Source organism: Georgenia wangjunii (assembly GCF_036421975.1).
Lineage (GTDB): Bacteria > Actinomycetota > Actinomycetes > Actinomycetales > Actinomycetaceae > Georgenia_A > Georgenia_A wangjunii.
The window spans coordinates 92956-119606 of sequence record NZ_JAZGON010000005.1 but is presented as its reverse complement, the minus strand read 5'-3'; the positions used below and the strand labels follow the sequence as shown (position 1 = coordinate 119606).

Below are 26651 nucleotides of genomic sequence, written 5' to 3'. Positions count from 1 at the left end.
CTCGCCTCGCATCGTGGGCTGGACAGGCTGGAGGTAGGGAAAGTCTGTGCCTGGCGCGGCGGGCGCGCAAGGGGGCGGCGCCTCCGACCTGCCGCTCGTGCCCGCCGTGCGCGCGCGGTGCCGGAGGGTGTTGACTCGGGGCATGCCACTGACAGGAGAGTACGTACCGAGCCCGAGCCGCCGGGCTGCCGACCAGGTCGCGGAGTACGAGGGGTCCGGCGGGACCCGGGGGACCACCCTCGACGGACGTCCCGTCGTCATCGTGACGACGCGCGGGGCACGGTCAGGCAAGCTGCGCAAGATCCCGCTCATGCGGGTCGAGCACGAGGGGGCCTACGCCGTCGTCGCCTCCCAGGGCGGCGCCCCGACCCACCCGACCTGGTACCACAACCTCCTCGCAGACCCGCGGGTGGAGCTCCAGGACGGTCCGCAGCGCTGGGACATGACGGCGCGCGAGGTGGTCGGTGCCGAGAAGGAGCTGTGGTGGGAGCGCGCTGTCGCCGCCTTCCCGCCCTACGCGGAGTACCAGGAGCGCACCGAGCGCGCGATCCCGGTCTTCGTCCTCGAGCTCGCCGACGCCCCGCACGAGGACGGCCCGGCACCGCAGGGCCCTCCGGTCGAGGGCGTCGTGGAGGGGATGGGGCACTCGTGACGGCCGCCGCGCGTGCGCAGGCTCGCCGGGAGGAGCTCCTCGCGTCCCTGCCGACGGACCTCTTCATCGGAGGGCAGTGGCGCGCGGCCGGCGGAGGGGAACGCTTCGACGTCCACGACCCCGCCACCGGTGAGGTCCTGCGCACGGTGGCCGACGCCAGCGCCGACGACGCGCGCGCCGCCCTCGACGCCGCGCACGCCGCCCAGCGGGACTGGGCGCGGACGGCACCACGCGAACGTGGGGAGATCCTGCGCCGCGCCTTCGACGCGCTCATCGCCCGGCGCGAGGACCTCGCGCTCCTCATGACGCTCGAGATGGGCAAGCCCCTCGCGGAGTCGCGCGGGGAGGTCACGTACGGGGCCGAGTTCCTCCGCTGGTTCTCCGAGGAGGCCGTCCGGGTGAGCGGACGCTACAACACCGCCACCGACGCCGGCTCCCGCATCCTCGTGCTGCGCCGTCCCGTCGGCCCGTGCCTCCTCATCACCCCGTGGAACTTCCCGCTCGCGATGGGCACGCGCAAGATCGGGCCCGCGCTCGCAGCCGGGTGCACGGTGGTCCTCAAGCCGGCCCAGCTCACCCCGCTCACGTCCCTGCTCCTCGCCCAGGTCCTCGCCGACGCGGGCGTCCCGCCCGGCGTCGTCAACGTCGTCCCGACGAGCCGCGCGGGTGACGCGACCGGCCCGCTGCTGGCGGACCCGCGGCTGCGCAAGCTCTCCTTCACGGGCTCCACCCCGGTGGGCCGCTCCCTCCTGAGCGCCGCCTCGGAGCAGGTCCTGCGCACGTCGATGGAGCTCGGCGGGAACGCCCCGTTCCTCGTCTTCGCCGACGCGGACCTCGACGCCGCCGTCGACGGCGCGATGGCGGCGAAGTTCCGCAACATCGGCGAGGCGTGCACGGCGGGCAACCGGTTCCTCGTCCACGCCGACGTCGCCGAGGAGTTCACCCGGCGCCTCGCCGGCCGCGTCCGCGAGCTGCGCATGGGCCCCGGGACGCAGGACGGGGTGAGCGTGGGCCCGCTCATCGACGGCTCCGCCCGGGAGAAGGTCGCCGCGCTCGTCACCGACGCGCTCGAGCACGGGGCGGAGCTCCACGTCGGGGGAGAGGTGCCGGACGGCCCGGGCTCCTTCTACCCGGCGACGCTCCTCACCGGCGCGGGCGAGGGTGCGCGGATCCACCGCGAGGAGATCTTCGGTCCCGTCGTGTCGGTGACGACGTTCGACGACGAGGCCGAGGCCGTCGCCCGGGCGAACGACACCGAGTACGGGCTCATCGCCTACGCGTTCACCCGCGACCTCGACCGCGGGTTGCGGCTCGCCGAGGAGCTCGAGTTCGGGATGCTCGGCCTCAACTCCGGCGTCATCTCCAACCCGGCGGCCCCGTTCGGCGGGGTCAAGGCCTCGGGCGTCGGGCGCGAGGGCGGTCTCGAGGGGATCGAGGAGTACCTCGAGACGACGTACGTGGGTATCGCCGACCCGTTCCGGTAGCCGGTAGCCGGTGGCCCGGCGTCGGGCCGAGCGGCAGGGGTGCAGACCGGCCCGCGCCGCCACGACGGACGGACGCCGCCGCCCGAGCACCCCCTGCAGTGCTCGGGCGGCGGCGTCACCGTGCGTGGACGTGCCGTGTCAGCGGCTCACCCGCATGTGCGGGCGGCGTAGTCCGCCGTGACCGTCGTGCCCGCCGGGACACCCGTCCCGGCCGCCGCGACGCTCACCTCGCCCGCGCCGACCGAGGCCAGGCGCGTGCTGAACGTGACGGACGTCGCCCGGTCCGGGGCCACCGTCGTCGTCCGCGACCCGTGGCCGGAGGCGACGGTCACCTCGAGCGGCGCGCCCGAGGTGTTGGCCACCCGCGCGACCTCGACCACCCTGCCCGCGACGCAGCGGGTGTCCGCGGTGACCTCGACGCCCGCGACCGGGTCCTCGCCGGGGAGGAGGTCGGCCCGCGCCACCTGGCCCGCCACCACCGTGATGACCTGGGCGGCCGTGCCGGCCGAGTCCTCGGCGTCGACGCTGTACCGCCCCGGCGCCAGGTCGACGACGGCGAACCAGCCCGTGCCGTCGGTCCGGGCGGTGACGGCCTCGCCCGCGGTGCCCTCGACGGGGGTGAGGACGACGTCGACCTGGTCGGCGACCGCCCCGTCGTCGAGCGTGACGGTGCCCGCGACGAGGCCCGTCGTCGGCTGCGTCTTCCACGTCATCTCCGGCACGACGGCGTCGGAGGTGAACACCGTCGAGCGCAGCGCGACGGCGAGCTCGTCGCGCTCGGCGTCCTTGACGGCGCCGGAGGAGGACTGGTTCGCCGTGAGCGAGGGGTTGGCGTAGGAGTAGCCGGACCAGCCGTCGAGGCCGAGCTCGACGATCTCCTGCGCCTGGGCGACCGAGTCCTCCACCTCGTTGAGGTAGAGCGCCGGGCCGGACACCGCGTGACGCCCGTTGCGGTACTCGACGAGGGCCTCGTTCCACTCACGGAACATCCGGGCCTGCTCCGGCTGCCAGTTCCGCTTGTAGTTCATCGCCGTGATCGTGTCGATGATCCCCTCGTCGAACCAGCCCCTCCAGTCCTGGAGGACCTCGTCGTACGTACGGGTGCCCTCCCAGCCGTCCTCGTAGCTGACGGGTCCGTAGGAGTAGGTGATGCCGTCGATGCTCAGCCGCGCCAGCGGGTCGGTCTCGTACATCGCGACGTAGACCTTGCGGACGAGGTTGGAGACCTGGTCGCGGCGCCACTGGCTGAACTGCTCGTCGTCGGGTGCCGGCCGGTCGGTGCGGCCGGTCTCCGCGGCGAACCGCGCGAGCGAGATCTCCGAGTAGCCCCAGTCGCTCTGGGTCTGGGCGGCGCTGAAGTCCGGGTAGCGGATGTAGTCGAGGTTGACGCCGTCGACGTCGTAGTTCTCGACGATCGAGCGGACGCCGTCGACGAGGTAGTCGACCGCGTCGGGGTGCGCCGGGTCGATGTAGGAGTTCGCGCCCGCCGGGTATCCCGGCTGCCCGAACTGCGCACCGCTGACCGGGACGTTGAGCCAGTAGTCCCGGCCCTGCGCCGTCGGCCCGTGCTGGTTGAACGCGTGCTCCGGGTCCCGCGGCGCGGTCGCGGAGTTCCACATCGTCGTGGCGTTGACCCACGCGTGGACCTCGATGCCCGCCGCGTGCGCCTGGTCGATGACCTCCTGCAGCGGGTCGTACGGCGCGGCGTCGATGAACGCCTGCGTGCGCGGGAACGCCGAGTCGTTGCAGAAGCAGTCGAAGCGCCGACCCACCTGGACGACGAGCGCGTTGGCGCCGACGTTGCGCGCCTCGGTGATGAGCTCGCTCACCTGGCCGGGGTTGAAGATGCCCTCGTTGAAGGCGTCCACCCAGTAGCCGCGCCACTGCTCGACCGGCTCGGTCTCGACGGGCTCGAGCCCGTTCTCGGCGACGCGGTACCAGCCGTCGGCCGTCATTCCCTCCGCGTCGGAGGTCAGCCAGTCGTCGAAGAGCCGGGCGCCGTCCGCACCTGTCACGGCGACGCGGTCGAGGTAGACGCCGCGACCGGCGTAGAGGTTGTCGGTGTCGTACGTGAGCCGGACACGGACGTCGCCCGTGAGGTCACCGAGGCCGAACTCGGCGTCCCACCAGCGCCACTGGCCGTCGCCGGAGACCGTGCCGGTGGACTCCCGGACGACGTCGCCCGCGGTGAGCGTGCCGGGCAGGCGGGTCCAGCTCTCGCCGCCGTCGGTGGAGGCCTCGACGACGAAGAGGTCGGTGGACTCGGTGTGGTACCAGAGGTCGAGCCCGAGCGTGGCGCCGGCCGCCGGGACGGCGACGTCGAAGGTGAGCGTGTGTGCGATGTTGTCCCCGATCCCGGAGTACCACGCGGACTCGCGGCCGAACCCGGTGACCGGCGTCGCCAGGCCGGCGGCGCGGGCGACGGCGCGGCGGGGCGCGTTGATCGAGCCCCAGCTGCGGCTCGGGTGGACGCGGTTCGTCATGAGGATGGCGATCGTCTCGGTGCGCGGGTCGATGACGAGCGACGTGCCCGTGTAACCGGTGTGCCCCGCGCTGTCCTCGCTCGTGAGGACGTCGTGGTAGAACCACGCCTCGAGCTCCGGGCCGAGGCCGCGGTGCGCGCTGCTGATCTGGCCCGTGTAGTCCTGCATCATCTCCTCGACGGTGGCGGCGTCAAGGATGCGCTCGCCGCCGTACGTGCCGCCGTTGAGGAGCATCTGGGCGAAGACGGCGACGTCGTCGGCCGTGGAGAAGACGCCGGCGTGCCCGGCGACGCCCCCGAGGGCCCAGGCGCCCTCGTCGTGGACCTCGCCGTGGACGAGCCCGCGCGCGGGCACCGCCTGGAACTCGGTGGCGGCGATGCGGCCGAGGAGCTCGGACGGCGGGTTGTACATCGTGTCGCTCATGCCGAGGGGACCGGTGATGTGCTCGGCGACGTAGGCGTCGAGCGCAAGGCCGGAGGTCTCCTCGACGACCTTGCCGAGGGTGATGAGGCCGAGGTCGCTGTAGACGTAGGCGCTGCCCGGGGTGCCGCTCAGCGCGACGTCGTAGACCCGCTGGAGCGCCGCGTCCTCGTCCGCCGCCGTGTAGAGGTTGATCCACGCCGGCAGCCCGCCGGTGTGGGTGAGGAGCTGCTCGAGCGTGATGGCACCCTTGCCGTTCGCCGCGAAGGCGGGGATGTGGGAGGCGGCCGTGTCGGAGAGGGCCAGCTCGCCGTCCTCGACGAGCTGCATGACCGCGACGGCCGTGAAGAGCTTGGACAGGGAGGCGAGGTCGAAGATCGTGTCCGCGGTCATCTCGACCCACTCGTCCGCGGGCAGCTCGGTGGTGGCGTCGGCCCAGCGGAGCGAGTGCCCGACGGCCGTGCGGTCGACGACGACGCCCTCGTTGGCCACGAGGGAGACGGCACCCGGGTAGAGGGGGTTGCCGTCCGTGCCGCCGCCCGTGGTCCCGGCGGCCAGCGCCGGCTCGATCGCGTCGAGGAACTCCTGCGTGAGGCCCACCTCAGCGGCCGTGCCGTCCCGCAGGGTGCGCTCCGGCGCCCCGCTCCGGTCCCACCCGAGCGCGACGTCCGTCGCCGCGAGATCGGCCGCCGGTGCGGCATCCGGCGCGGCCCCTGCCGGTACCGCCGCAGCGGCGAGCATCGCCGCGAGCGCACCCGCGGCCAAGATCTTCTTCATCCGTGTCCCCTCCCCAGGAGGCCGGCAACGGCGCCGGCATCGATACCGCACACTGTGCCGAGCATCACACCGGGCGTCAATGGTTTCCGGCATATCGCGCGTTCGCGGAAACGGCTTACGCCCTCGGGGTGCCGAAAGGCTCGCGGCCGTGTTCGGTATGTCCATGACCGCAGCCTCGAGGGCCGAGCTCGCCCGCATCGCCAGGGAGTCGTTCGACTGGGACGAGCTGCGCAGGGGGCAGCTCGAGGCGATGGAGGCGGCGGCGGCGGGGCGCGACGTCCTCGCGGTCATGCCGACCGGGTACGGGAAGTCGGCGGTCTACCAGGTGGCGGCCGTCGCCCTCAGCGGCCCCACCGTCGTCGTCTCCCCGCTCATCGCGCTCCAGGCAGACCAGGTGGCGGGCCTCGACGCCGCACCGGACGCGCCGACGGCCGTCGTCCTCAACTCGACGCTGGGGGAGAAGGAGCAGGGGCGCACGTGGCGCGCCGTCTCCAGCCAGGGCGCGGAGTTCCTCTTCCTCTCGCCCGAGCAGCTCGCCAAGGACGAGGTCCTCGAGCGCATCCGCGCGCTCGCGCCGTCCCTCGTCGTCGTCGACGAGGCGCACTGCGTCTCCTCGTGGGGGCACGACTTCCGGCCGGACTACCTGCGCCTGGGTGGCGTCGTCGAGGCGCTCGGGCGCCCGACCGTCATCGCCCTCACCGCCACGGCCGCCCCGCCCGTGCGCGCCGAGATCATCGAGCGGCTCGGCATGCGCGACCCGCTCGTCGTCGCCCGCGGCTTCGACCGGCCGAACCTCCACCTCGACGTCGTCCCGCACCCCGGGCGGGACGAGAAGCGGCGGGCGGTCCTCGAGCAGGTGGGCGAGCTCCCCCTGCCCGGGCTCGTCTACACCTCGACCCGCAAGGACACCGAGGACTACGCGCAGGCGCTGCGCGAGCGCGGCCTGCGCGCGGACGCCTACCACGCCGGGCGGCGCGCCGGTGAGCGCGCCGACGTCCACCGGGCCTTCCTCGCCGGCGAGCTCGACGTCGTCGTCGCGACCGCCGCGTTCGGGATGGGGATCGACAAGCCGGACGTGCGCTTCGTCCTCCACGCCGACGCGCCCGGCTCGCTCGACAGCTACTACCAGGAGGTGGGGCGCGCCGGCCGGGACGGGGAGCCGGCCCGCGCCGTCCTCCACTACCGCCCGGAGGACCTCGGCCTGCGCCGTTTCTTCTCCGCCACGCGCGTCGACGAGGGGGACCTGCGCGCCGTCCTCGGCGCGGTGCGCCGGGCCCGGGGGCCGCTGACGCTCACCGCGCTGCGGGAGCGCCTCGACCTCCCGGCGCGCCGCGTGACGAACGCCGTCAACGTCCTCGAGGAGGTCGGCGCCGTGGCCGGCGACAGGGCCGGGCTCCGCGCCGAGGGCCGGGAGAGGCCCGGGCAGGTGGTCGCCCGCGTGCAGGCGGTCGTCTCCGCCCGGGAGCGGGTGGAGCGCTCGCGGGTGGAGATGATGCGCGGCTACGCCGAGACGACGTCGTGCCGCCGCCAGTTCCTCCTCGGGTACTTCGGTGAGGAGAGCGCCGACCGGTGCGGTGCGTGCGACGTCTGCGACGTCCTCGCGGCGCAGGAGGCGGGTGCGGGGGCGACGCACTCGCTCCCGCTCGCCCCTCACCGGGACGAGGACGCGCCCGGCGGCGGCACCGGCGCGGACGGCGACGAGTTCGCGCTCCAGGCGCCGGTCGTTCACACGGAGTGGGGGCCGGGCGTCGTCATGCGCCACGAGGGGGACCGGATCACCGTCTTCTTCGAGCAGGAGGGGTACAAGACCCTCGCCCGCGACGTCGTGACGGCGGGCGCGCTCCTCAGGCCGGCGGGCGCCTGACCGGCTCGCCCGGTCGCGCCCCGGGTCGCGCAGCCGCGGCACGCGACCCGGGCGGGTCCGTCGCTAGACCGTCTCCTCGCGCTTCTTCCGCGCGAAGCGCGCGGGCAGGTCCGGGCCGTCCCACACCTGGACCGCCTGCCAGATGGACGCCGCGATCGGTACGGCCAGCACGGCGCCGGAGAGGCCGGCGAGCACCGTGCCGGCCGTCAGCGCGATGAGGATGACGAGGGGGTGCAGGCGCAGCGCCCGCCCCATGACGATCGGCTGGAGGAGGTCGCCCTCGACCTGGTTGACGATGACGACGATCGCCACGACGATGAGCGCCTCGACCGGTCCGACCGCGACGAGAGCGACGAGCGCGGCGAGGATGCCGGCCAGTGTCGCGCCGACGAGCGGGATGAATGCCAGGAGGAACACGAGCACGGAGAGCGGGATGACGAGCGGCACCCCGACGAGCGCCAGGCCGATGCCGATGGCGATGGCGTCCACCGCCGCGATGATCGCCGTGCCGCGCACGTACCCGCCGAGCGAGCGGACCGTCGAGGCGCCGACGCGCTGGCCGCGCTCGTACCGGTGGCCCTCGAAGGGGCGGAGGAGGAACTCCCAGATCTTGGGGCCGTCCTTGAGGAAGAAGAACAGCACGACGATCATGATGAAGAAGCCGGCGACGAAGTCGACGGTCTGGGACACACCGGCGATCGCGCCCGAGCCGACCGCGCTCGACTGCAGGAGGCCGGCGGCGGAGTCCTGGACCGACTGGATCTGCTCCTCCGTGATCTCGAACGGCAGGCCCTGCACGTAGCCCTGGAGCTCCTCGAAGCCCTCGAGGGCCTGGTCGCGCAGGTCGTCCCACTGGTTGAGGACGGCGTTGACGACCAGCCAGACGACTCCAGAGAGCAGCGCGATGAGGGTGAGCAGCGCGATCCACGTGGCCAGCAGCGACGGCAGGCCCTTGCGGCGCAGGAACGACACGAGCGGTGAGATCGCCGCCGAGAGCACGAGCGCGATGAGCACGGGGATGACGACGAGCGTCAGCTGCGTCAGGGCGAGCACGAAGACCGCGACGACGGCGAGGACCGCCAGCACCTGGAGCGAGCGCGTCCCAGCGCGGCCGAAGCCGTCGGACCACAGGCCCGACCCCCCGGCAGGGCGCGGGACGGGCCTCTCCACGTGCGTCACGACAGCGGGCGGAGGCTGGGCGTCCTGCGAGCGTCGACCGAACAGGGCCATCGGGGTCCTCCCTCATGCACGTGCCGGCGGCTGCCGAGGCGCACCGAGGCTACGGGGAGGAGCGGGACCCCGCATGGCGAGGTACACACGCGGGCGGTCAGCCGCCGATGATGACCGTCGGGCACCCCGGGCCCGGCGCGATCGGCGTCCCGTGCATGCTGAGGTCGGCCACCCGCGCGGCGGGCATGCTGGCGATGAGCACGGTCATGCTGCCCATGGCTATGCCGTTCGGCGCGGGGGAGACGCACGCGATCCCGCCGGGGATGTTGTTGGCCACGGCTGCCGGCATCCCCCCGATGAGCACGGTCGGGATGGTGGCCGCCGGGGTGATGGCCCCGCCCACGTGCGGCTTGGGCCCGTCGAAGAGCGGGCACAGGGCCATGTCACCGGCGCGCAGCGCCGGCCCCGTCGGCATCAGGGAGTCTCCGCGGGCCGGTTGAGCGTCCCGCCGTAGTAGACCGCGGTGTCGCACGTCGTCGGCGGCGGGTCCTGGGCGGGTGGGACGCCCACCTCGTCGCAGCGCACCGTCATCGTGAGCTCCGCACCGGCGCCCGCGACGATGGCGGACTGGAAGTGGTAGTCGACGTCCCGGAAGTTCTCGAGCGCGAGGTCGAAGAGGGTCCGGCCGTCGAGCTCGACCTGGACCCGGCCGAAGTCGCCCTGCGGGTTGCTGACGACGAAGTCGTTGAGTCGCAGCGTCGCCCCGTCCTCGACGCCGAAGCTGCGGGTGGCGGTCGCCCCGGGCGGCGTCTGGGCCTGGAGGCGGTCGGAGACGGGTACCGCGATGGCGTCGAGCACCGGAGCGCCGACGAGCTCGTCGGCGAAGACCACGGCCTCCCGTGCCGCGGCGGCCGCCCGCTCCTGCGCCTCCGGGGGGCGGGGACGGGGGGGGCGGAGAGCACCGGGGCGCCGGTGAGTTTGTTTTCTACGACCGCGGCCTCGCCGGCCTGCGCAGCGGCGCCCTGGGCGCTCTGCGCGGCCGACTCGGCCTGCTCGGCCTCCTGTGCCGCGGCGGCCGCCTGCTCCTGCGCCTCCTCCGCGCGCTCGTTCGCCTGCGCGACCGGGCCCTCGACGGCCTCCCGAGCGGCCGAGACGATGGTCGGGCGCAGGAACAGGAACCACGCCGCGAGCAGGAGCAGGAGCAGCGCGAGGAGCGCGAGCAGCGCCTTGGGGAGCCACGTGGGGAGGAGGGGCTCCTGGAGGTGGGTGCCGTCGAGCGTGACGGTGGACGTCTCCTCGGTGAGGACGGCCACCGTGAACGGGTGCGTGACCGACGTGCCGCGCCAGACGGACTTCGCGGGGCGCACGCGGACGTCGGCGAACGCGGCGTGCCCCGGGTCGACCCTGAGCCGCTCCGGGGAGGGCGTGACGGTGAGGAGGTTGTTGGGGTCGACACCCTCGAGGTCGACCGTGATCGGTACGTTTCCGCGGTTGTCGATCGCGACGCGGTGCACGGCACCGCGCCGGCCGCGCGTGGTCCGCGGGACGAGCTCGGCCGTGGTCTCGAGGAAGGGCAGGACCTCGACGACGCCCTCGGGGACGACGGCCTGGTCCGGGTGCTCCGTCGGGACGATGCGCACGCCGTAGGCGAGCTCTCCGGCCGGGACGGCGGCCGAACGGGGCGGGTGGAAGGCGATCGTCGCGGTCGTCTCCGCCCCCGGGAAGAGGCCCGTGATCTCCGCGGGCTCGACCGTCGCCCAGCCGCTCGGGACGCCGAGGACCTCGAACCGGTACCCCTCGACGATCTCGCCGTCGTTGCGGATCTGCAGGGGGATCGTCTCGATCGACCCTGCCGTCAGCTGGACGCGCGGTGTCTCTAGCTTCGCCGTCGTACTCATGTGCTCGACCGTATGGCGGCCGTTCCCCTGCTCTCAGCACTCTCCGGGCCGATCTGCGGGGCACATCCGCTGCCCGTTGAGCCCGCGTTGATTGCACGAAGAGTGCGCCCCGGCATACTCGGGCCACTGCACAGATGCAGTCACAGCAACGACGACAGCCGTGGCGGGCGGGCCATCGGCTCAGGGGAGAGGTCTGTCATGGAACGTGTGTCCGTCTGGGTCAATGCTCGCGACCCCATCTCCGAGGCGGGAGTGGTGAGCCAGCTCCGTCCTCGCCCGGAGATCCGGGTCGTGGGGCCGGACGAGACCGACGCCGCGGTCGTCGCGGTGGTCGTCGCGGACGCCGTCGACGAGGACACGCTGCGCATGCTGCGCGTCGTCCAGCGGCGCGGCTTCACCCGCACCGTGCTCGTCGTCGGCCACCTCGACGACGACGCGCTCATCACGGCGGTCGAGGCGGGCGTCGTGGGGCTCGTCCGGCGGAACGAGGCGACGCCGGAGCGGCTCGTCCAGGTCATCGCCGGCGCCGCCGCCGGCGAAGGGGCCGTGCCGCCGGACCTCCTGGGGCGCCTGCTCGACCAGGTCGGCAAGCTCCAGCGCCAGGTCCTCGGGCCACGGGGCCTGACGTTCACGGGGCTCGCCGCCCGGGAGATCGAGGTGCTGCGCCTCATCGCCGACGGCTACGACACGGGCGAGGTCGCCAAGCAGCTCGCGTACTCCGAGCGCACGGTGAAGAACGTCCTGCACGACGTGACGAGCCGGCTCCAGCTGCGCAACCGCTCGCACGCCGTCGCCTACGCCCTGCGGGAGGGGCTCATCTGAGGGTCGGCCTGCCCGTTCGTGCGGGCGGGACTGCCCGAACCGCTGTCCGCCGCCGCGTGCGCGGCCGGCGACCGGCGCCCCACGGTTGAGAGGGCACCGCCATCCGGCGTGCCCAGGTGGAGGACAAGACGTGAGACAACCACGAGCGGCGACGACGATCCTCGCGGCCGGTACCGCGCTCGGTGTCGCCCTGCCGGCGCTCGCCGTCAGCGGTGTCCTCTCTGCGCCGACGCCGACGGCGGTGCAGCCGGCTGCTCTCGTCACGCCCGAGGCCGTGCAGCCACGCCTCGCGTTCGGCGACGAGCCGGTGGTGGCCTCCGCCGACGAGCCCGCCGACATCACTGACGTCGTCGCCGCCTACGGCTGGGACGCGCGGACACTGGCCAGCAGCCGGCAGCTCCTCGAGAACCCGTACCCCGACCTGCCCGACCCGGCGCCCGTCGAGCTCGACGACACGTCCCCCTCCTACTCCGCCGACGGCACGCAGGTGGTCTTCAGCGCCGACGTCGGCTTCGCCACCCAGGACGACGGCCGCGAGCTGCTCGTCACCGACGCCCTCGAGCCGACGGTCCTCGACCGCGGCTTCTCCGGCGAGGTGGAGGACCTGCTGGAGTACGACCGAGCGGTCGGCGACGTCGACGAGCAGCCCGCGTGGTCGCCGGACGGCACGCGGATCGCCTTCACCCGGGCCAACCAAGCCTCGGAGACGTCCTTCCACGACCCGTGGCTCATGGTCCTCGACGTCGGTCCGGGCGAGGTCCGCGAGGTGGTGACGAACCGGGACGAGGAGTTCTTCGACCGTGTCGGCGACCTGGCCTGGTCACCGGACAGCCGGCGCATCGCCTTCATCGACGCGTGGGAGGGCGACTCCGGGACGCTCACCGTCGTCGACGTCGACTCGGGCATCGCCACGCCGGTGCTGCTCGACGAGGACGTCTGCCTGCCGAGCACGGACAACTGTGGCGAGGCGCTCACCGGGTACACCGTGGCGTGGTCCCCGGACGGGTCCACCATCGCGCTGGGGGACTTCGACCGGATCTACCTCCTCGAGCTCGACGAGGCGCCGGAGGACCCGGCAGAGCCCCAGCTCGTCAGCGGCGTCGACCTCGCCCTGGAGCCCCCGGACGACGAGGACCCCACCGCTGCCCGGCTCTGGCGGGACCTGGCCTGGTCCCCGGACGGCGCGGAGATCGCGTTCACCGGGTACGTGCCGGAGTACGGCGCGTCCTGGCAGAACCGCGGCGTCTTCGCCGTCTCCCTCGAGACGGGCGCGGTCCGGCAGATCGCCTACGACCCCGAGGAGCCCCGGCTGCGTACCGGGCCCAGCTACCAGCCGTGGGCCGACCTCGGTGTCACCCTGACGTCGACGGCGGCCGGCGGGACCGTCCGCGCCGGGCAACCGGTCCAGCTCACCACCACGGTGACGAACGCCGGACCCTCGCCGGCATGGGGCGGTGAGGTCGTCATCGAGGTGCCCGGCGCCGCGACCGGGACCGGCCGCGCCGTCGACTGGCCCGCGGGCTGCGTCCCGGACGGCGCCGTCCTCCGGTGCGACGTGCCCGACCCGATGCCCGTCGGGGAGGACCTCGTCCTCGCCGTCACCGTCGTCGTCGACGAGCCCGGCCTGTTCCTCGCGGGTGCCCTCGCCGATGCGGCCACGATCGACGTGGACACGCAGGACAACGTCGCCGAGCTCGTCCTCACCGCCCCCGACCCCGCCCCGGTCGTCCGGCCGCGGCTCGCCTTCACCCGGCAGCAGCACGACGCACCCGACTACAGCGCGGACGTCGCGGACGTCCCCGTGGGCGGCGTGGCCATCCCGCGCCTGCTCGCCCACGCCGAGGTCGAGGCGCCCGACGAGTCCGTCCACCACCCCCACGAGGCGCACCCGGCATACTCGCCCGACGGCCGGCTCCTGGCGTACAGCACCAATCCGCACCAGCTCGTCGAGTACGGGTCCGGCGACCAGGCCTGGTACGGGCTCCAGGGAAGCCGCGTGCTCGCCGTCGGCGACGTCGACGACGACCCCACCGGCGCCGGGCTCACGAACCACCGGTTCCTCGACTACGAGACCGCGGAGAACGCCGAGGACGACGACCCGGCGTGGTCCCCCGACGGGACGACCGTCGCGTTCACGCGCTACGGCTTCTACCCCGACGGCACGCACGTCGCGCTTCTCGACGTCGACAGCGGTGGGGTCGAGGTGCTCACGGACGCCGAGACGTTCTGGGAGGCGTCCGAGCCGTCGTGGTCGCCCGACGGTGAGCGCCTCGCCTTCTGGGGGCGGCCGCAGGGCGAGGAGCAGCCGGCGCTGTGGGTCATGCACCTCGAGGACGACGGGGACCGGCCCGTCCACCCCGTCCGCGTGGAGTACGACAACTGCAAGGAACCGGACGAGGGGTGCACCGAGCCGGTGCTCGGCACCTCGCCGGCGTGGTCCCCGGACGGCACGCAGCTGGCGTTCGCCCAGGAGAACGTCTACTACTACCCGGGCACGGACATCGACGAGGACCTCCGGTCGGTGCTCGTCGTCGACCTCCCGGCGGAGCCGGAGGACGAGGTCTACCTCGTCGACGACCCCCGGCTCGTCGCCGGCCCCGACCCCGGCAGCGGCGACGTGCCGGAGTCGGGCGTCGTCGACGCGGCGTCCCCGGCCTGGTCGCCGGGCGGCGACGAGATCGCCTTCGTCGGGCGCGTGGACCTCGAGCCGGACGAGGGGCAGGAGGTTCCCGACGACGCCATCTACGCCGTCCCGGCCCCCGGCGGTGACCCGGAGGTCGTCGTCGACGAGTCGGCCGTCCGGGACGTCGGCTACGACGACCCGGCCTACCAGCCGTGGAGCGACGTCGGGATCGTGCTGACGCCGGACCCGGCCGCCGCGGAGGTGGGGGAGGCCGTCGACCTCGAGGCCACGGCGACGAACCTCGGGCCCTCCCCGGCCTGGGGCGTCGAGGTGAGCGTCGAGCTGCCCGCCGGTGCCGAGGCTGTGGACGTGCCGTCCGGCTGCACCGCGGCGGGGAGCGTCGTGACATGTGTCCAGGACGAACCCCTGCCGCCCGGCGGCGCCGTCGCCGTCGTCGTCACGGCCGCCTTCGACCCCGACGGCGAGTACGACGTCGTCGCGCGGGTCGCGGCGCGCTCGCTCGACCCCGAGCAGGGGAACAACAGCGACGAGGCCCGCGTGGCTGTCGAGCCGGTCCCGACGCCGACGCCCACCCAGACACCCACGCCGACACCGACGCCGACCCCCACGCCTGCCCCCACGCCCACCCCCACGCCGACGCCCACGCCCAGGCCGACACCGAGCCCCGGCCCGAGCCCGGCGCCGGAGCCGACGCCGGACCTCGAGCCCGACCTCGAGGTGGACGTGACCCTCGCGACCGGCCGTGCCTGGGTGGGAGGGGACCTGGTCCCGGCGACGATCACCGTCTCGAACACCGGTGCGGGCCCGGCCGACGACGTCGTGCTGAGCACGACCTACCCGGGCGTCGTCGACCCCGACGGCGACCTCGTCTGCCTCACCGCGGACGGCACCTGTGACCTCGGGCCGCTCGGCGCCGGCGCCGAGCGTGTGCTCGACGTCGCGCTCGACCCCGTCGCCGCGGGCGACGGCGAGGTCATCGTCGGTGCGAGCACGACCGTGACGACGCGCGCCCTCCCCGGGCCGACGCCGGCGGTGGCGGCGCCGCCCGTCCAGCCGGGCGGCGCGCTGGCGGACCTCGCCGTGTGCACGCAGGAGTCCCTCGTGCGCGGCGACGACCACTCGAGCGAGCGGTACGAGCTGCCGTTCCCCGTCAACTTCTTCGGTACGCAGTACGAGGCGCTGTACGTCAACAACAACGGCAACGTGACGTTCGACCAGCCGCTGGCCACCTTCACCCCGTTCAGCCTCTCGGGGGAGACGGGCATCCCGGTTATCGCCCCGTTCTTCGCGGACGTCGACACCCGCGGCGAGGGCTCGGCCGTGACGACGTACGGCGCGGACGGCTCCACCTTCTGTGCCAGCTGGGTGGACGTCGGCTACTACAACGCGCACGACGACAAGCGCATCAGCGCCCAGCTCGTCATCGAGGACCGGAGCGAGGCGGGCGAGCCGGGGGACGTGGCCATCACGTTCAACTACTCCACGATCGGGTGGGAGACGGGCGACGCCTCATCCGGGTCGGGGGGCTTCGGTGGCATCTCCGCCGCCGCGGGCTACTCCGCCGGTACGGGCGAGGCGGGGACGTTCCAGGAGCTACCGGGCTCGTTCGTGCCGGGGGCGCTCGTCGACGGTGGCCCGTCCGCCCTCACCGGCGGCTCACGCAACTCGGACGTCCCCGGCCGCTACACCTTCCTCACCCGCGGCGGCGACGTCCACGGTGCGGTCACCGGCGTCGTCGTCGACGCCGACGGCGGCGCGATCCAGGCGGACCTCGCGCTGTGCCCGGTGGCCGGCGGGGACTGCGTGACGACGTCGCCGACGTCGGGCACGTACTCCGTCGTCGGGCTGCCCGTCGGGGACTACGCCCTCACAGCCACGGCGCCGGGCACCCTCGCCTCCGGGCAGCGGGTCACCGTGGCGGCCGGGGAGCGCACGGAGGCCGACGTCGTCCTCGTCCGGCGGACGACGACCCGCACGGACGCCGCCACGGACCGGGCGCCGATCGAGGTCATCCAGGCGCGGCTGCGTCTCCTGCCGCCCATCGCGGTGCCCGGCGAGGTCACCCTCGCGTACGGCGTCGACTTCCCGCCCGGCGCCCAGCTCGAGCTGACGTGGGACCCGGGGATCACGAGCACGCCCGGCCCGCACACGGTCCGTCCCGACGGGACCGTGCGCGCCTCGATGCTCGTCATCCCCAAGGACCTCCTCGGTTCACGCACGCTCGTCGCGACTCCCGCGGCCGGGCCGTCCTTCGGCGAGATCGAGGCGCCCTCGATGCTCGTCGTGCCCGCGACCGTGACGGCGCCGACCTTCCTCGACCGGGGGTGAGACGTGATCCCGGAGATCGATGACGCCCTGCGCGAGCTCGTCCGCACGGAGGCGCTCAAGGACTCCGACGTCGAGGTCGTCTTCGACGCGCCGACGACCGACTGGGCGGCGCGCCGGAACTCGCCCACCGTCAACATGTACCTCTACGACCTGCGCGAGGACCTGCGCTGGCGGGCGCGGGGGTTCGAGGAGCAGCGGGGCCCGGACGGGATGGTCATCGGCCGCATCACCCCGCCACGGCACTACAAGCTCTCCTACCTCGTCACGGCGTGGACGCAGCGCCCCGAGGACGAGCACCGGCTCCTCGACACGCTGCTGCGCTGCTTCCTGCGGCACGAGGTCCTGCCCGCCGACACGCTCGGCGGAGGGATCGCGAGCTCGGGCGGGAGGATCCCCATCACCGTCGGGCTGCCCCCGCCGGAGGACCGCGGCTTCGCCGACGTCTGGTCGGCGCTCGGCGGCCAGCTCAAGCCGTCCCTCGACATCGTCGTCAACACGCCCATCGAGACGGGCATCCTGCTCCCCGCGGGCCCACCCGTCCAGGAGGGCGCGATCATCGACCTCACCGACCTCGAGGGCACGCTCTCCGAGCGGCGCCAGGACCGCCGCCGGGGGCCCGAGCCCGGGCCCGGCGCGTCCGGTGACGACGGTCCGCGCCCGTCCGACGACGACGCGCCCGCGCCCGCCGGTGCTGCCGCCGCAGGCACGGGCAAGGGAACGGGCGCGGCCCGCAAGCCCCGCGCGCGGAAGCCGCGGTGAGCGGCGCCGCAAGCATCGCCCACCTCGTCGGGCGGGTGCGCGTCGTCGAGGAACGGGTGCGCGCGCTCGTCGTCGAGCGTCGCGCGGTCGACCCCGCGCCGGACGACCCCTTCCGGGGGCTCTACCTCAGCGAGGAGACGGTCGACCGGCTGCTCGCCGCCCACGGTGAGGGAACGGTGCCGGGCGCAGGGGCGCCGCCGTCGGCCGTCGAGGAGGCGCTCGCCCGCGTCGAGACCGAGGCCGACGTGCGCGAGGCCGCCGGTGAGCGCCTCCGGCTGCGCGAGACGGCGCGGGCCTTCGGCCTCGACGCCCTCGACGTCGAGCTGCTCCTCGTCGCGCTCGCCTGCGATCTCGACGCCCGGTTCGAACGGCTCTTCGGCTACCTCAACGACGACGTCACGCGGCGCCGCCCCTCCGTGGCCGTCGCGCTCGCCCTGTGCGGGGTGCCCCTCGCCTCGGCCGACGGGCGCGGGCGCGTCCTCCACGGCCCGCTCGTCCGGGGCGGACTCGTGCACGTCGAGGACGACGACCGTCCCCTCCCCGGGCGCGCACTGCGCGTGCCGGACCGGGTCATCGGGCACCTCCTCGGCGACGACACGCCCGACGCCGCGGTGGCGGCCGTCCTCAGCGACGTCCCCGCCGTCGAGTGGGGGGACCCCGAGCCGCTCGCGCGGGCCCTCACCACGGGCGTGCGGCTCGCCTACCTGCGCGAGCCCGCGACCGGGTCGGGCCGGGTCCTCGCCACGCGCGCGCTGCGCGGCACCGGCCGCGCGAGCCTCGTGTGTGACCTCGGGCGGCTCGCGTCCGAGCCGGGTGCAGCGGGGCTCGGGCGGCTCGTCGTGCGGGAGGCACGGCTCGTCGGGGCCGGCCTCGTCGCGGGCCCCGCCGAGGTCCTCAAGGACCACCCCACCCTCCTCGAGCCCCTCGTCGCCCCGGACCTGCCGCTCCTCGTCGTCGGTGGCTGCACGTGGGACCCGGCGTGGTCGGCGGACCCGCCCCTCGCCGTCGAGGTGCCTGCCAGCACCGTCGCCGAGCGGGCCGCGCTGTGGGCGCAGGCGCTCGCGGGCGAGGCCCACGGCCTGGACGAGGCCGCGGCGACGTCGCAGTTCCGCCTGCGTCCCGAGCAGGTCGCGCGGGCGGCCACGACCGCCCGCACCCAGGCGACGCTCGGCGCGGACGGCGTCGTCTCGGTGAGCCACGTGCGCGCCGGCGCCCGGTCGGAGAACGGCACGGCGCTCGAGCAGCTCGCCCGCCGGGTCGACCCCGCCGTCGGGTGGGACGACCTCGTCCTCCCCGCGCCCGTGCTCACCGCCCTGCAGGAGGTGGCGCTGCGCGCCCGGCACCGCGAGCGCGTCCTCGGCGACTGGGGTATGCGGCCGGGCGGCGGCCGCGGGCACGGCGTCGCGGCCCTCTTCGCCGGGGACTCCGGGACCGGCAAGACGATGTCCGCCGAGGTCGTGGCCCACGACCTCGGACTCGAGATGTACGTCGTCGACCTCGCCACCGTCGTCGACAAGTACATCGGGGAGACCGAGAAGAACCTCGAGCGGATCTTCACGGCGGCCTCCGGGGTCAACGCCGTCCTCCTCTTCGACGAGGCGGACGCCGTGTTCGGGCGCCGCTCCGAGGTCAAGGACGCCCACGACAGGTACGCCAACATCGAGAGCGCCTACCTCCTCCAGCGGATGGAGACCTTCGACGGCCTCGCGATCCTCGCGACGAACCTGCGCGCGAACATCGACGAGGCGTTCACCCGCCGGCTCGACGTCGTCGTCGACTTCCCGCTGCCCGACGTCGAGCACCGGCAGGCGCTGTGGGACCGGTGCCTCGGAGCTGCGCTGCCGCGGGCGGACGACCTCGACCTCGCCTTCTGCGCGTCGGCGTTCGAGCTCGCCGGCGGGGCGATCCGCTCGGCGGCGGTGACGGCCGCCTACCTCGCGGCCGCCGACGCCGGGCCGGTGACGATGCGCCACCTCGTCACGGCCGTCCAGCGCGAGTACCGCAAGCTCGGCCGGCTCACCCTCGAGAGCGAGTTCGGGAGCTACTGGCCCCTCCTGCAGGCACGCCGCCCCTGAGCCCGGCGCCCGATCGGGCACCGGGACTACCCCCGGGGACGGTCCGTCCCGCCTAGGCGGGACGGACCGCGCGGTGCGACTCTGGCCGGTACCGACCTTGGGGGCGACATGCACAGTCACGGCCACGACCACCTCGAGACGAGCGAGACCCAGCGGTCAGCGCCGGCGCGCCACGCCGACGCCGCGGACCCCGTCCTGTGGCAGGCGGCGGCCCGGGGCCGCACGGACGTCCTCGGTGCCCAGGGCATGCTCCGGCTGCAGCGCGCCGCCGGGAACGCCGCGGTGAGCGAGCTGGCCGAGGAGGAGCGCTCCCCGGTCCTCGACGTCATCGGCTCGGGCGGGCAGTCGCTCGACCCGGCGGTACGCGGCGACATGGAGGCGCGCCTCGGGCACGACTTCTCCGACGTGCGCGTCCACACGGACGAGGCGGCGCACGCCTCGGCGCGCGCGGTCGACGCGCACGCCTACACGGTGGGCTCGGACATCGTCTTCCAGCGCGGGAACTACGACACGGTCTCGGACTCCGGGCGCACGATGCTCGCCCACGAGCTCACGCACGTCGTCCAGCAGCGCAGCGGCCCCGTCGACGGGACGCCCACCGGCGACGGGGTGCGGGTGAGCGACCCCTCCGACCGTTTCGAGCGGGAGGCGGCGGCCACGGCCGAGCGGGTCGTGTCCGCCCCGGCGCCGGCCGTGCAGACCGCCGCGGCAGCAAGCGCCGGCGAGGCCGGCGCCGTCCAGCGTGAGGCCGAGGACGAGGAGGAGCTCCAGGGCGCCTTCGTCCAGCGCGAAGAGGCCGGCGAGGAAGAGCTGGAGGAGTCGGCCTGAGCGGACGCCTCGCAGCGCTCGTCCCGCCGCGGCGGGCGGTGCCCGTTCGTGCAGCACGCGCTTCCCCCGTTGTCGGCCCGCGGGCCTTCGACGCACCAGCCCGGGACCGGAAACCTTTCCCTCACACGCTTATGGCCCAGGAGGGAACACCATGCCGACCTATCTTTCACCGGGTGTGTACGTCGAGGAGGTCGAGGCAGGGTCTCGACCGATCGAGGGCGTAGGCACCGCGGTCGCCGCCTTCGTGGGGCTGGCCGAGCGGGGGCCCGTCAACGAGCCCACCCTCGTGTCGAACTGGACCCAGTTCTCCGAGACGTTCGGTGACTTCGTCCCCGGCTCCTACCTCGCGCACTCCGTGTACGGCTACTTCCTCAACGGAGGTGGCAACTGCTACATCGTCCGCATCGGCGCGGACGGCGGGAACGGCCAGGCGACGACGTCGCGAAGCGGGAACGGGCGCAGGGCCATCTCCGGCCCGCCCGAGGCGCGGCTCGGCGGCTACCGCGTCGTCGCCAGGTCCGCGAGCGCCAAGCCGATCGTCGTCGAGGTCGCCGAGCCCGGCGGTGAGAAGCCGACGGACGACCTGTTCAAGATCGTCGTCCACGTCGACGGCAAGCCGGCCGAGACATTCGACCGGGTGACGACCAAGAAGGGCGACGACAACGTCGCGACGAAGGTCAGCGCCGAGTCGAAGCTCATCACGATCGAGGAGGTCGCCTCCGGCAGCGCCCTCATGAAGCCCGACAAGGCCAGGGTCGGCCTCCTCGCGCCCGAGCCCGAGCCCGAGGCGCCCACGACCGAGCGCCTCGGCGCGCAGGACTACGTCGGCGACGCCGCCGACCGCACCGGCTTCAGCGGTCTCGAGGCCGTCGACGACGTGACGATGGTCGCCGTCCCGGACCTCATCGCGGCGTACGAGCAGGGCGCCATCGACCTCGAGACGGTCCAGGCCGTCCAGCTCGCGATGATCGCCCACTGCGAGCTCATGGGTGATCGCATGGCCATCCTCGACCCGCCCCCCGGGCTCTCCGCGCAGCAGGTCAAGGAGTGGCGGACCGACGGCGCCGGGTACGACTCGAAGTTCGCCGCGCTGTACTGGCCGTACGTCAAGGTCTTCGACCCCGCCTCGGGCACGAACCGGTTCGTCCCGCCCTCCGGGCACATGGCCGGCGTGTGGGCACGCAACGACGACACCCGCGGGGTGCACAAGGCCCCGGCCAACGAGGTGGTGCGCGGCGCGATCTCGCTGCAGACGAACATCACGAAGGCCGAGCACGACCTGCTCAACCCGGTGGGCATCAACTGCGTGCGCAGCTTCCCCGGTCGCGGCATCCGCGTCTGGGGCGCGCGGACCCTCTCGAGCGACCCGGCGTGGCGCTACCTCAACGTGCGCCGGCTGTTCAACTACCTCGAGGAGTCGATCCTCATCGGGACGCAGTGGGTGGTCTTCGAGCCCAACGACGACGCCCTGTGGGCGAGGATCCGGCGCACGATCTCGGCCTTCCTCGTCAACGAGTGGCGCAAGGGTGCCCTCTTCGGGCTCACCCCGGACGAGGCCTTCTACGTCAAGTGCGACCGGGAGACCAACCCCGCGGAGGCCATCGACGCCGGGCAGGTCAGCTGCCTCATCGGCGTGGCCCCGGTCAAGCCGGCCGAGTTCGTCATCTTCCAGCTCGCGCAGTTCTCCGGCGGCACGAGCCTCGTCAACGAGTAGCTCCCAAGCACATCAACGTAGAGAGAGGGTGAACCGCACATGCCACTCGCCGATCCCATGGACCTGGCTACCGCCTACGCGTTCAGCGTGTCCATCGACGGAGTTCAGGTGCCGCACGTCATGGAGGTCAGCGGCCTCAAGTCCGAGGTCGACAAGGTGACGTACCAGCAGCAGACGACGGACGGGAAGTACATCGCCCGCCAGATGATGGGCCGGCAGAAGCCGGGGGAGTTCAAGGTCAAGCGCGGCCTCACCGACTCCACCACCATCACCGACTGGCTCAAGATGGTCATGCAGGGTGACCTCAAGGGCGCCCGCAAGACCGCCGAGGTGGTCATCTACACGTCCGACAACGTCGCGCTCAAGCGGATGAACTTCCGCAACGTGTGGATCAAGGACGTGGAGATGGGCGGCACGCTCAAGGCGGGTTCCACGGAGCCGCTCTCGGAGAGCTTCACCGTCTGCTGGGACGAGATGGAGTTCGTCTGATGCGACGGGCGATGGGGGGAGCGGCGCTGTCCGATGCGCCCGCCGAGGTCGAGGCGGGCGCACCGGCGGCGCCGGTGCGCGCCGAGGCGCTCCGCACCGAGTTCGACTTCGAGCTGCCGCGCGGGTACCTCGACGCCGACGGCGTCCTGCACCGCAGCGGGACGATGCGGCTCGCGACGGCGCGGGACGAGCTCCTCCCGCTCTACGACGCACGCGTGCAGGAGAACGCCGCCTTCACGACGGTCGTCCTCCTCGGGCGCGTCATCACGTCGCTGGGCACGCTGCCGGCGGTGACGGCGAACGTCGTGGAGAACATGTTCGCCTCCGACGTCGCCTTCCTGCAGGACCTCTACCGCAGGATCAACGCCGAGGGGCACACCCGGGCGGCGGTGACGTGCCCGGAGTGCTCGCACCGGTTCACCCTCGACCTCTCCGGCGGCCGCCTGGGGGAATCGTGACGTACGCGGCAGACCGCATCTACGAGGAGGTCGCGTACGTCGCCTACCACTTCCACTGGCCGCTGGACGACATCCTCGATCTCGAGCACGGCCAGCGGTTGCGCTACGTCCAGGAGATCGCCCGCATCAACACGCGATTGTCCGAGGAGCACTGATCCATGCGTTGGCCGTGGCAGCGCGAGCCCGAGCCACCGGCCCCCGAGGGGCCGGTGGCTCGCCCGCCTGCGCCCCCGCCACCCCCGTCGCCCGCCGGCTGGGCGTTCCTCCCGCCGCTCCAGCGGACCACGGCGGGCCCGAGCATGCTCGTGCGCGACGCCGCGCGAGCGCCGTGGGCGTCGTGGCACAACCCCTCGTTCACCGGGACGATGACCCACCTCGTCTCCCCGGCGACACCGGCAGGCGTCGTCGACGGCGACGGGAGGGGGACTGCTGCGGCCCGGGACGTGCCCGCGATGCCGCTCCTTCCCCCGGACCGGCCCCGGGCGCGCCCAGCCGCCGGTGCGGGGCGCCCGGTCCAGCGGACGCTCTCGCCGATGACGAGCGCGGGGGACGTGGCGGGCCTGCCCGTCGCGCGGCCCGTCGTCGTGCCCGGCGTGCCCGGGGAGCTGCCGTTGCGCGTGACGTCCGCGGCCGCCCCCGCCTACCCAGCGGCCGGCCTCGCCCAGCCGGTGGCTGCCGCCGCCGCGCCGGTGACTGCCCCGCGCGGTGACGTGCCGGGGCTCCGGGGAGAGGCGGGGGTGCCCGCGACAGCGCTCCCCGCGGCGCCAGGACCCGGGCCGGTCACCGGGCCCGACGTGCAGCGCTCCGTGGAGGTGGCGTCGTGGTCCGACGGCGACGCCACCTACGTCCCGCTGCCGGCGGCCGAGGCACCCGCGGCCGGTGCGGCACCGTCGGGCACGGCCCCGACCGCCGGCGCCGGCCCGGCGGCGCCCGCGGCCGCGCGGCCGGGCGGGGCGCGCCGCCTCGGGCTCGGTGCGCCACTCAACCACGTGCCGGTGCAGCGGACCGCGGTGCAGCGGACCGCGTCGTCGCCCGACCCCATGGCCACGCCCGAGCCCGCGGGGCCTCGCGAGCAGCGGACCGCACCCGCCAGCCCGCCGGCGCCGGAGGTGCCCGTCGCGGCACCGCCCGAACCGTATCCGGCCCCGGCGCCCGGGGTGCAGCGCGCGCCGGCGGCGGACGGTGCGCCTCCCGACGCCCCTCCTGCGGGACGCGAGGCCACGAACGGGGCCTCAGCGTCCTCCGCGGGACACGGCGTGGGTCCCGCGGGCGTGCAGCGGACGGCGGAGCGCGACGGGGACTCTGCTCAGCGCGGACCGCGCGCGCCCGACGGGCGGGTGGGACCTGGTGACTCGGCGCCCGACGCCCTCGCCGCCGCCCCGCCCGAGCGGCCGGTCGTCCCGCCACCGCCGCCCGCCGACGACGCGGCGCCCTCCGTCCCCGGCCCTCGGCCGCTCCAGCGGAGCACCGCGATGCCGCTCGTGCCGGAGCGCGTGGCCGGCCGGGACGAGAGCGCCGGCACCCCGGACGCTGCCGTCGTCGCGCCAGCGATCCCGGCCGACGTGCCTGCCGCGCCGGTGACGGTCGCGCGTGCCGCCGCTCCGGCGGCGCCTGAGCTCGACGGGGCCCACGACCCGCGCGGTGCTGACGCGGCCGCCGCGCCCTCGGGTGAGGCCCAGGTGCCCGACGGCGCCTCCGGTGAGCGGGTCGTCGTCGCGCGCAGCGTGGGCGCGCAGGCGTCCCCGGCGGCCGCGGCGCCGGTCGCGCCGGTCGCCGTCGCGCTGCCCCTCACGCCTGAGCGCAGCGCGGCCGAGCCGTCAGGCCCCGCCGGACCCGGCCCTGCCCTCCAGCGCGCGTCCGCAGGCCCGGCGACGCCCCCGCCCGTGACGAGCCCGCCGGAGGGGGAGGGCGGCGGCGCAGCCGCGACGACCGGCGAGGGAGGTCCGCGCCCGGACGCCGCTGCTGAGCACGCCGCTGGTGAGCACGCCGCTCGTGAGCACGCCGCTGGTGAGCACGCCACCGCCGTCGCGCCCCTCCCGGTCTCGCGCCTCGCGGACGCGGGTGGCACGGGGGCGCCGACTCCCGGGTACCTCGACCGACCCGATCAGCGTCTCGCGCCGCCCACCCGGCCCGTGCCCGACCCCCGCGCCGGAGCAGACCCGAGCCCGACCGGGCCCGGGGCCGCGGACGCCGCCGAGCCCGGTGGCCGCGGCAGCATCGTCGGCACGCCGCCGGGCAGCACCGGCGCCCCCGTGCCGCCGGCCGGCCACGCAAGCGTGCCGACGCTCGGCGCGTCGGCTGCCGGTGTCCGCGTCGACGTCGGCACGGGGGCCGGCCCCGGCACGAGGAGCACCCCGGCGAGCGTGCAGACGGCCGGGGCGACGGTGGCGCGGTCCGCCGCGGGGCACCACCCGGCGCCGCGCGTGCCCCGCGCCGTCGTGGCGTCCCCGTCGGGCACCGGCACCACCGGAGCCGTCCCGTCCGGCCACCGCGCCGACCTCGGCGGGTCCACCCCGCCGCCCTCCGGTGCGGCCTCCTCCGCGGAGAAGCCGGCCGGACGGGTTCGAAGCACCGGCGTCGCGGCGCCCAGCCCGGTCGGCACCGCCGGTGCGACGCCGGTTGCAGCGGTCGCGCCGGACGGTTCCGCCGCGGTGCTCGGATCGCCGGGGAGTGTGGAGGGCGCGAGCGGACCGGCGGTCAGCCGGTCCGTCGCAGCCGTGCGCCGGACGTCCGGCCCGGCCACGGGCGGGTCCGGCCCTCGCGTCCCGACGCTGCCCTGGCGCCGTCCCGGCGCAGGGTCGCCTCCGGGCACCCTCGGGGACGCCCCGGGGTTCGCCCCTGCGGCGAGGGCCGCCTCGCCCGCGTCGTCGGCCACGGCTGCCGCGTCACCCGCGGGCGGGGCGCCCGTCGGAGCACCGGCGGCCCCGGTCGTCGCGCGGTGGGCCGGTGACCGCGCGACCCCGCCGCCGACCGCCGGGCCGCCGGGCGGACCGACGTCGACCGCCGGCGCGCGCGCCGCGACGGCGACCGACGTCGTGCCGACGCTCGCCGTGCGCGCGCTCGGCTCGGCGCCCGGCGAGGACTCCGCCGGGGCCGGGGCCGCTCCCGGCTTGGCCGCCGCAGTCACGGCGCCGCTCCTCGCGCTCGCCGTCGCGCCGGGGAGCGCCGCGGTGCAGCGGGCGAGCGACGGGACCTGGTCCGACGACGGCCGGAGCACCGGGCCGTCGCCGACCGCGGGCGACCGCACGAGCGCGAGCAGCGCCGTCACCCCCACCCGCGCCGAGGACGCGCTCGCAACGCTCGCCGACCGTCCCGTCGCCCTCCAGCGCGCGGTCGGGAGCAGCCCCACCACGACGCACGTCCAGCCCACCGTCGCGCGCTCGCGCTGGACCGCCGCGCAGACGCCGACCGGGTCCCGCGCTCGGTCCGGTCTGACCTCCCGTTCCCGGCGCACCGCCGCGCCGCAGGTGGAGGGCGAGGCGATGACACCCCTCCACCTCGTCCGGCCGCCGGAGACGCCCGCGGTCGTCGACGAGCCGGTGGACGAGCCCGTCGACGCGTCGTCGTCCGGCGTCCGCGTCGAGGAGGTCGAGACAGCGGTGGCTCCGTCCGACCAGCCCAGCGCCGATGCCGGCGCCGGCGACCGATCCGCACGGACGTTCACGTCGCAGGAGCTGGACGACCTCGCCCGCCGGCTCCTGCCCTCGCTCACGCGCCGCCTGCGCGCCGAGATCCTGCTCGACCGCGAACGCCGCGGCCGCCGAACCGACTGGAGGTGACCGAGGT

18 protein-coding genes are annotated in these 26651 nt (G+C 74.8%); 14 read left to right on the top strand and 4 right to left on the bottom strand.

What is annotated here, in order from left to right:
- Positions 1 to 142 precede the first annotated feature (142 nt).
- Complete coding sequence (locus V2J63_RS09610; protein WP_331230819.1) at positions 143 to 652, top strand: nitroreductase family deazaflavin-dependent oxidoreductase; 510 nt, start codon at positions 143 to 145, stop codon at positions 650 to 652.
- Positions 649 to 2136, top strand: a complete 1488-nt coding sequence (locus V2J63_RS09605) for an NAD-dependent succinate-semialdehyde dehydrogenase (protein WP_331230818.1) — start codon at positions 649 to 651, stop codon at positions 2134 to 2136. The genes V2J63_RS09610 and V2J63_RS09605 overlap by 4 nt, the downstream gene beginning before the upstream one ends.
- Positions 2137 to 2282: 146 nt before the next feature.
- Here the strand turns inward: V2J63_RS09605 and V2J63_RS09600 are convergent, their stop codons facing one another.
- On the bottom strand, positions 2283 to 5816 hold the full coding sequence (locus V2J63_RS09600) for a serine hydrolase (RefSeq protein ID WP_331230817.1): 3534 nt from the start codon (positions 5814 to 5816) through the stop codon (positions 2283 to 2285).
- 163 nt (positions 5817 to 5979) lie between these two features.
- Between V2J63_RS09600 and V2J63_RS09595 the strand changes: the two genes are divergently transcribed.
- Positions 5980 to 7680, top strand: a complete 1701-nt coding sequence (locus tag V2J63_RS09595) for a RecQ family ATP-dependent DNA helicase (RefSeq protein ID WP_331230816.1) — start codon at positions 5980 to 5982, stop codon at positions 7678 to 7680.
- Between the two features lie 63 nt (positions 7681 to 7743).
- Here V2J63_RS09595 and V2J63_RS09590 read toward each other — a convergent pair whose 3' ends face one another.
- The 3 genes from V2J63_RS09590 to V2J63_RS09580 all read right to left on the bottom strand — a co-directional run bounded on the left by V2J63_RS09590 (position 7744) and on the right by V2J63_RS09580 (position 9741).
- Positions 7744 to 8910: an AI-2E family transporter gene (locus tag V2J63_RS09590; protein ID WP_434056308.1), complete on the bottom strand. Its 1167-nt coding sequence runs from the start codon at positions 8908 to 8910 to the stop codon at positions 7744 to 7746.
- Positions 8911 to 9007: 97 nt separating this feature from the next.
- Positions 9008 to 9325 carry a PAAR domain-containing protein gene (locus tag V2J63_RS09585; RefSeq protein WP_331230814.1) on the bottom strand — a complete coding sequence of 106 codons (318 nt, stop codon included), beginning with the start codon at positions 9323 to 9325 and terminating at the stop codon, positions 9008 to 9010.
- Positions 9325 to 9741, bottom strand: a complete 417-nt coding sequence (locus tag V2J63_RS09580; protein WP_331230813.1) for a hypothetical protein — start codon at positions 9739 to 9741, stop codon at positions 9325 to 9327. The genes V2J63_RS09585 and V2J63_RS09580 overlap by 1 nt, the downstream gene beginning before the upstream one ends.
- A gap of 371 nt (positions 9742 to 10112) precedes the next feature.
- Between V2J63_RS09580 and V2J63_RS09575 the strand changes: the two genes are divergently transcribed.
- The 11 genes from V2J63_RS09575 to V2J63_RS09525 all read left to right on the top strand — a co-directional run bounded on the left by V2J63_RS09575 (position 10113) and on the right by V2J63_RS09525 (position 26644).
- A complete protein-coding gene (locus V2J63_RS09575; protein WP_331230812.1) occupies positions 10113 to 10730 on the top strand; it encodes a hypothetical protein in 618 nt (205 codons plus the stop codon).
- Positions 10731 to 10946: 216 nt separating this feature from the next.
- Positions 10947 to 11570, top strand: a complete 624-nt coding sequence (locus V2J63_RS09570; protein WP_331230811.1) for a helix-turn-helix transcriptional regulator — start codon at positions 10947 to 10949, stop codon at positions 11568 to 11570.
- A 130-nt stretch (positions 11571 to 11700) separates the two neighbouring features.
- A complete protein-coding gene (locus V2J63_RS09565) occupies positions 11701 to 16542 on the top strand; it encodes a nidogen-like domain-containing protein (RefSeq protein WP_331230810.1) in 4842 nt (1613 codons plus the stop codon).
- 3 nt (positions 16543 to 16545) lie between these two features.
- Complete coding sequence (locus V2J63_RS09560) at positions 16546 to 17301, top strand: Pvc16 family protein (RefSeq protein ID WP_331230809.1); 756 nt, start codon at positions 16546 to 16548, stop codon at positions 17299 to 17301.
- A complete protein-coding gene (locus V2J63_RS09555) occupies positions 17298 to 19376 on the top strand; it encodes an AAA family ATPase (protein WP_331230808.1) in 2079 nt (692 codons plus the stop codon). Before V2J63_RS09560 ends, V2J63_RS09555 begins: the two co-directional genes overlap by 4 nt.
- Positions 19377 to 19484: 108 nt before the next feature.
- On the top strand, positions 19485 to 20204 hold the full coding sequence (locus V2J63_RS09550) for an eCIS core domain-containing protein (protein ID WP_331230807.1): 720 nt from the start codon (positions 19485 to 19487) through the stop codon (positions 20202 to 20204).
- A gap of 151 nt (positions 20205 to 20355) precedes the next feature.
- Positions 20356 to 21918 carry a phage tail sheath family protein gene (locus tag V2J63_RS09545; RefSeq protein ID WP_331230806.1) on the top strand — a complete coding sequence of 521 codons (1563 nt, stop codon included), beginning with the start codon at positions 20356 to 20358 and terminating at the stop codon, positions 21916 to 21918.
- A gap of 39 nt (positions 21919 to 21957) precedes the next feature.
- Positions 21958 to 22407 (top strand): phage tail protein, encoded by a 450-nt coding sequence (locus V2J63_RS09540; RefSeq protein WP_331230805.1) that lies wholly within the window; start codon positions 21958 to 21960, stop codon positions 22405 to 22407.
- Entirely contained in the window at positions 22407 to 22865 is a 459-nt protein-coding gene (locus tag V2J63_RS09535; protein ID WP_331230804.1) for a hypothetical protein, read from the top strand. The genes V2J63_RS09540 and V2J63_RS09535 overlap by 1 nt, the downstream gene beginning before the upstream one ends.
- Positions 22862 to 23020, top strand: a complete 159-nt coding sequence (locus V2J63_RS09530; protein ID WP_331230803.1) for a DUF6760 family protein — start codon at positions 22862 to 22864, stop codon at positions 23018 to 23020. The genes V2J63_RS09535 and V2J63_RS09530 overlap by 4 nt, the downstream gene beginning before the upstream one ends.
- A 3-nt stretch (positions 23021 to 23023) precedes the next feature.
- Positions 23024 to 26644 carry a hypothetical protein gene (locus V2J63_RS09525; RefSeq protein ID WP_331230802.1) on the top strand — a complete coding sequence of 1207 codons (3621 nt, stop codon included), beginning with the start codon at positions 23024 to 23026 and terminating at the stop codon, positions 26642 to 26644.
- Positions 26645 to 26651 lie beyond the last annotated feature (7 nt).

Coding starts and splice junctions, on each gene's coding strand:
- V2J63_RS09570 (WP_331230811.1), top strand. CDS start 10,947: ATGGAACGTGTGTCCGTCTGGGTCAATGCTCGCGACCCCATCTCCGAG.
- V2J63_RS09540 (WP_331230805.1), top strand. CDS start 21,958: ATGCCACTCGCCGATCCCATGGACCTGGCTACCGCCTACGCGTTCAGC.
- V2J63_RS09525 (WP_331230802.1), top strand. CDS start 23,024: ATGCGTTGGCCGTGGCAGCGCGAGCCCGAGCCACCGGCCCCCGAGGGG.
- V2J63_RS09550 (WP_331230807.1), top strand. CDS start 19,485: ATGCACAGTCACGGCCACGACCACCTCGAGACGAGCGAGACCCAGCGG.
- V2J63_RS09610 (WP_331230819.1), top strand. CDS start 143: ATGCCACTGACAGGAGAGTACGTACCGAGCCCGAGCCGCCGGGCTGCC.
- V2J63_RS09595 (WP_331230816.1), top strand. CDS start 5,980: ATGACCGCAGCCTCGAGGGCCGAGCTCGCCCGCATCGCCAGGGAGTCG.
- V2J63_RS09590 (WP_434056308.1), bottom strand. CDS start 8,910: ATGGCCCTGTTCGGTCGACGCTCGCAGGACGCCCAGCCTCCGCCCGCT.
- V2J63_RS09600 (WP_331230817.1), bottom strand. CDS start 5,816: ATGAAGAAGATCTTGGCCGCGGGTGCGCTCGCGGCGATGCTCGCCGCT.
- V2J63_RS09585 (WP_331230814.1), bottom strand. CDS start 9,325: ATGCCGACGGGGCCGGCGCTGCGCGCCGGTGACATGGCCCTGTGCCCG.
- V2J63_RS09535 (WP_331230804.1), top strand. CDS start 22,407: ATGCGACGGGCGATGGGGGGAGCGGCGCTGTCCGATGCGCCCGCCGAG.
- V2J63_RS09545 (WP_331230806.1), top strand. CDS start 20,356: ATGCCGACCTATCTTTCACCGGGTGTGTACGTCGAGGAGGTCGAGGCA.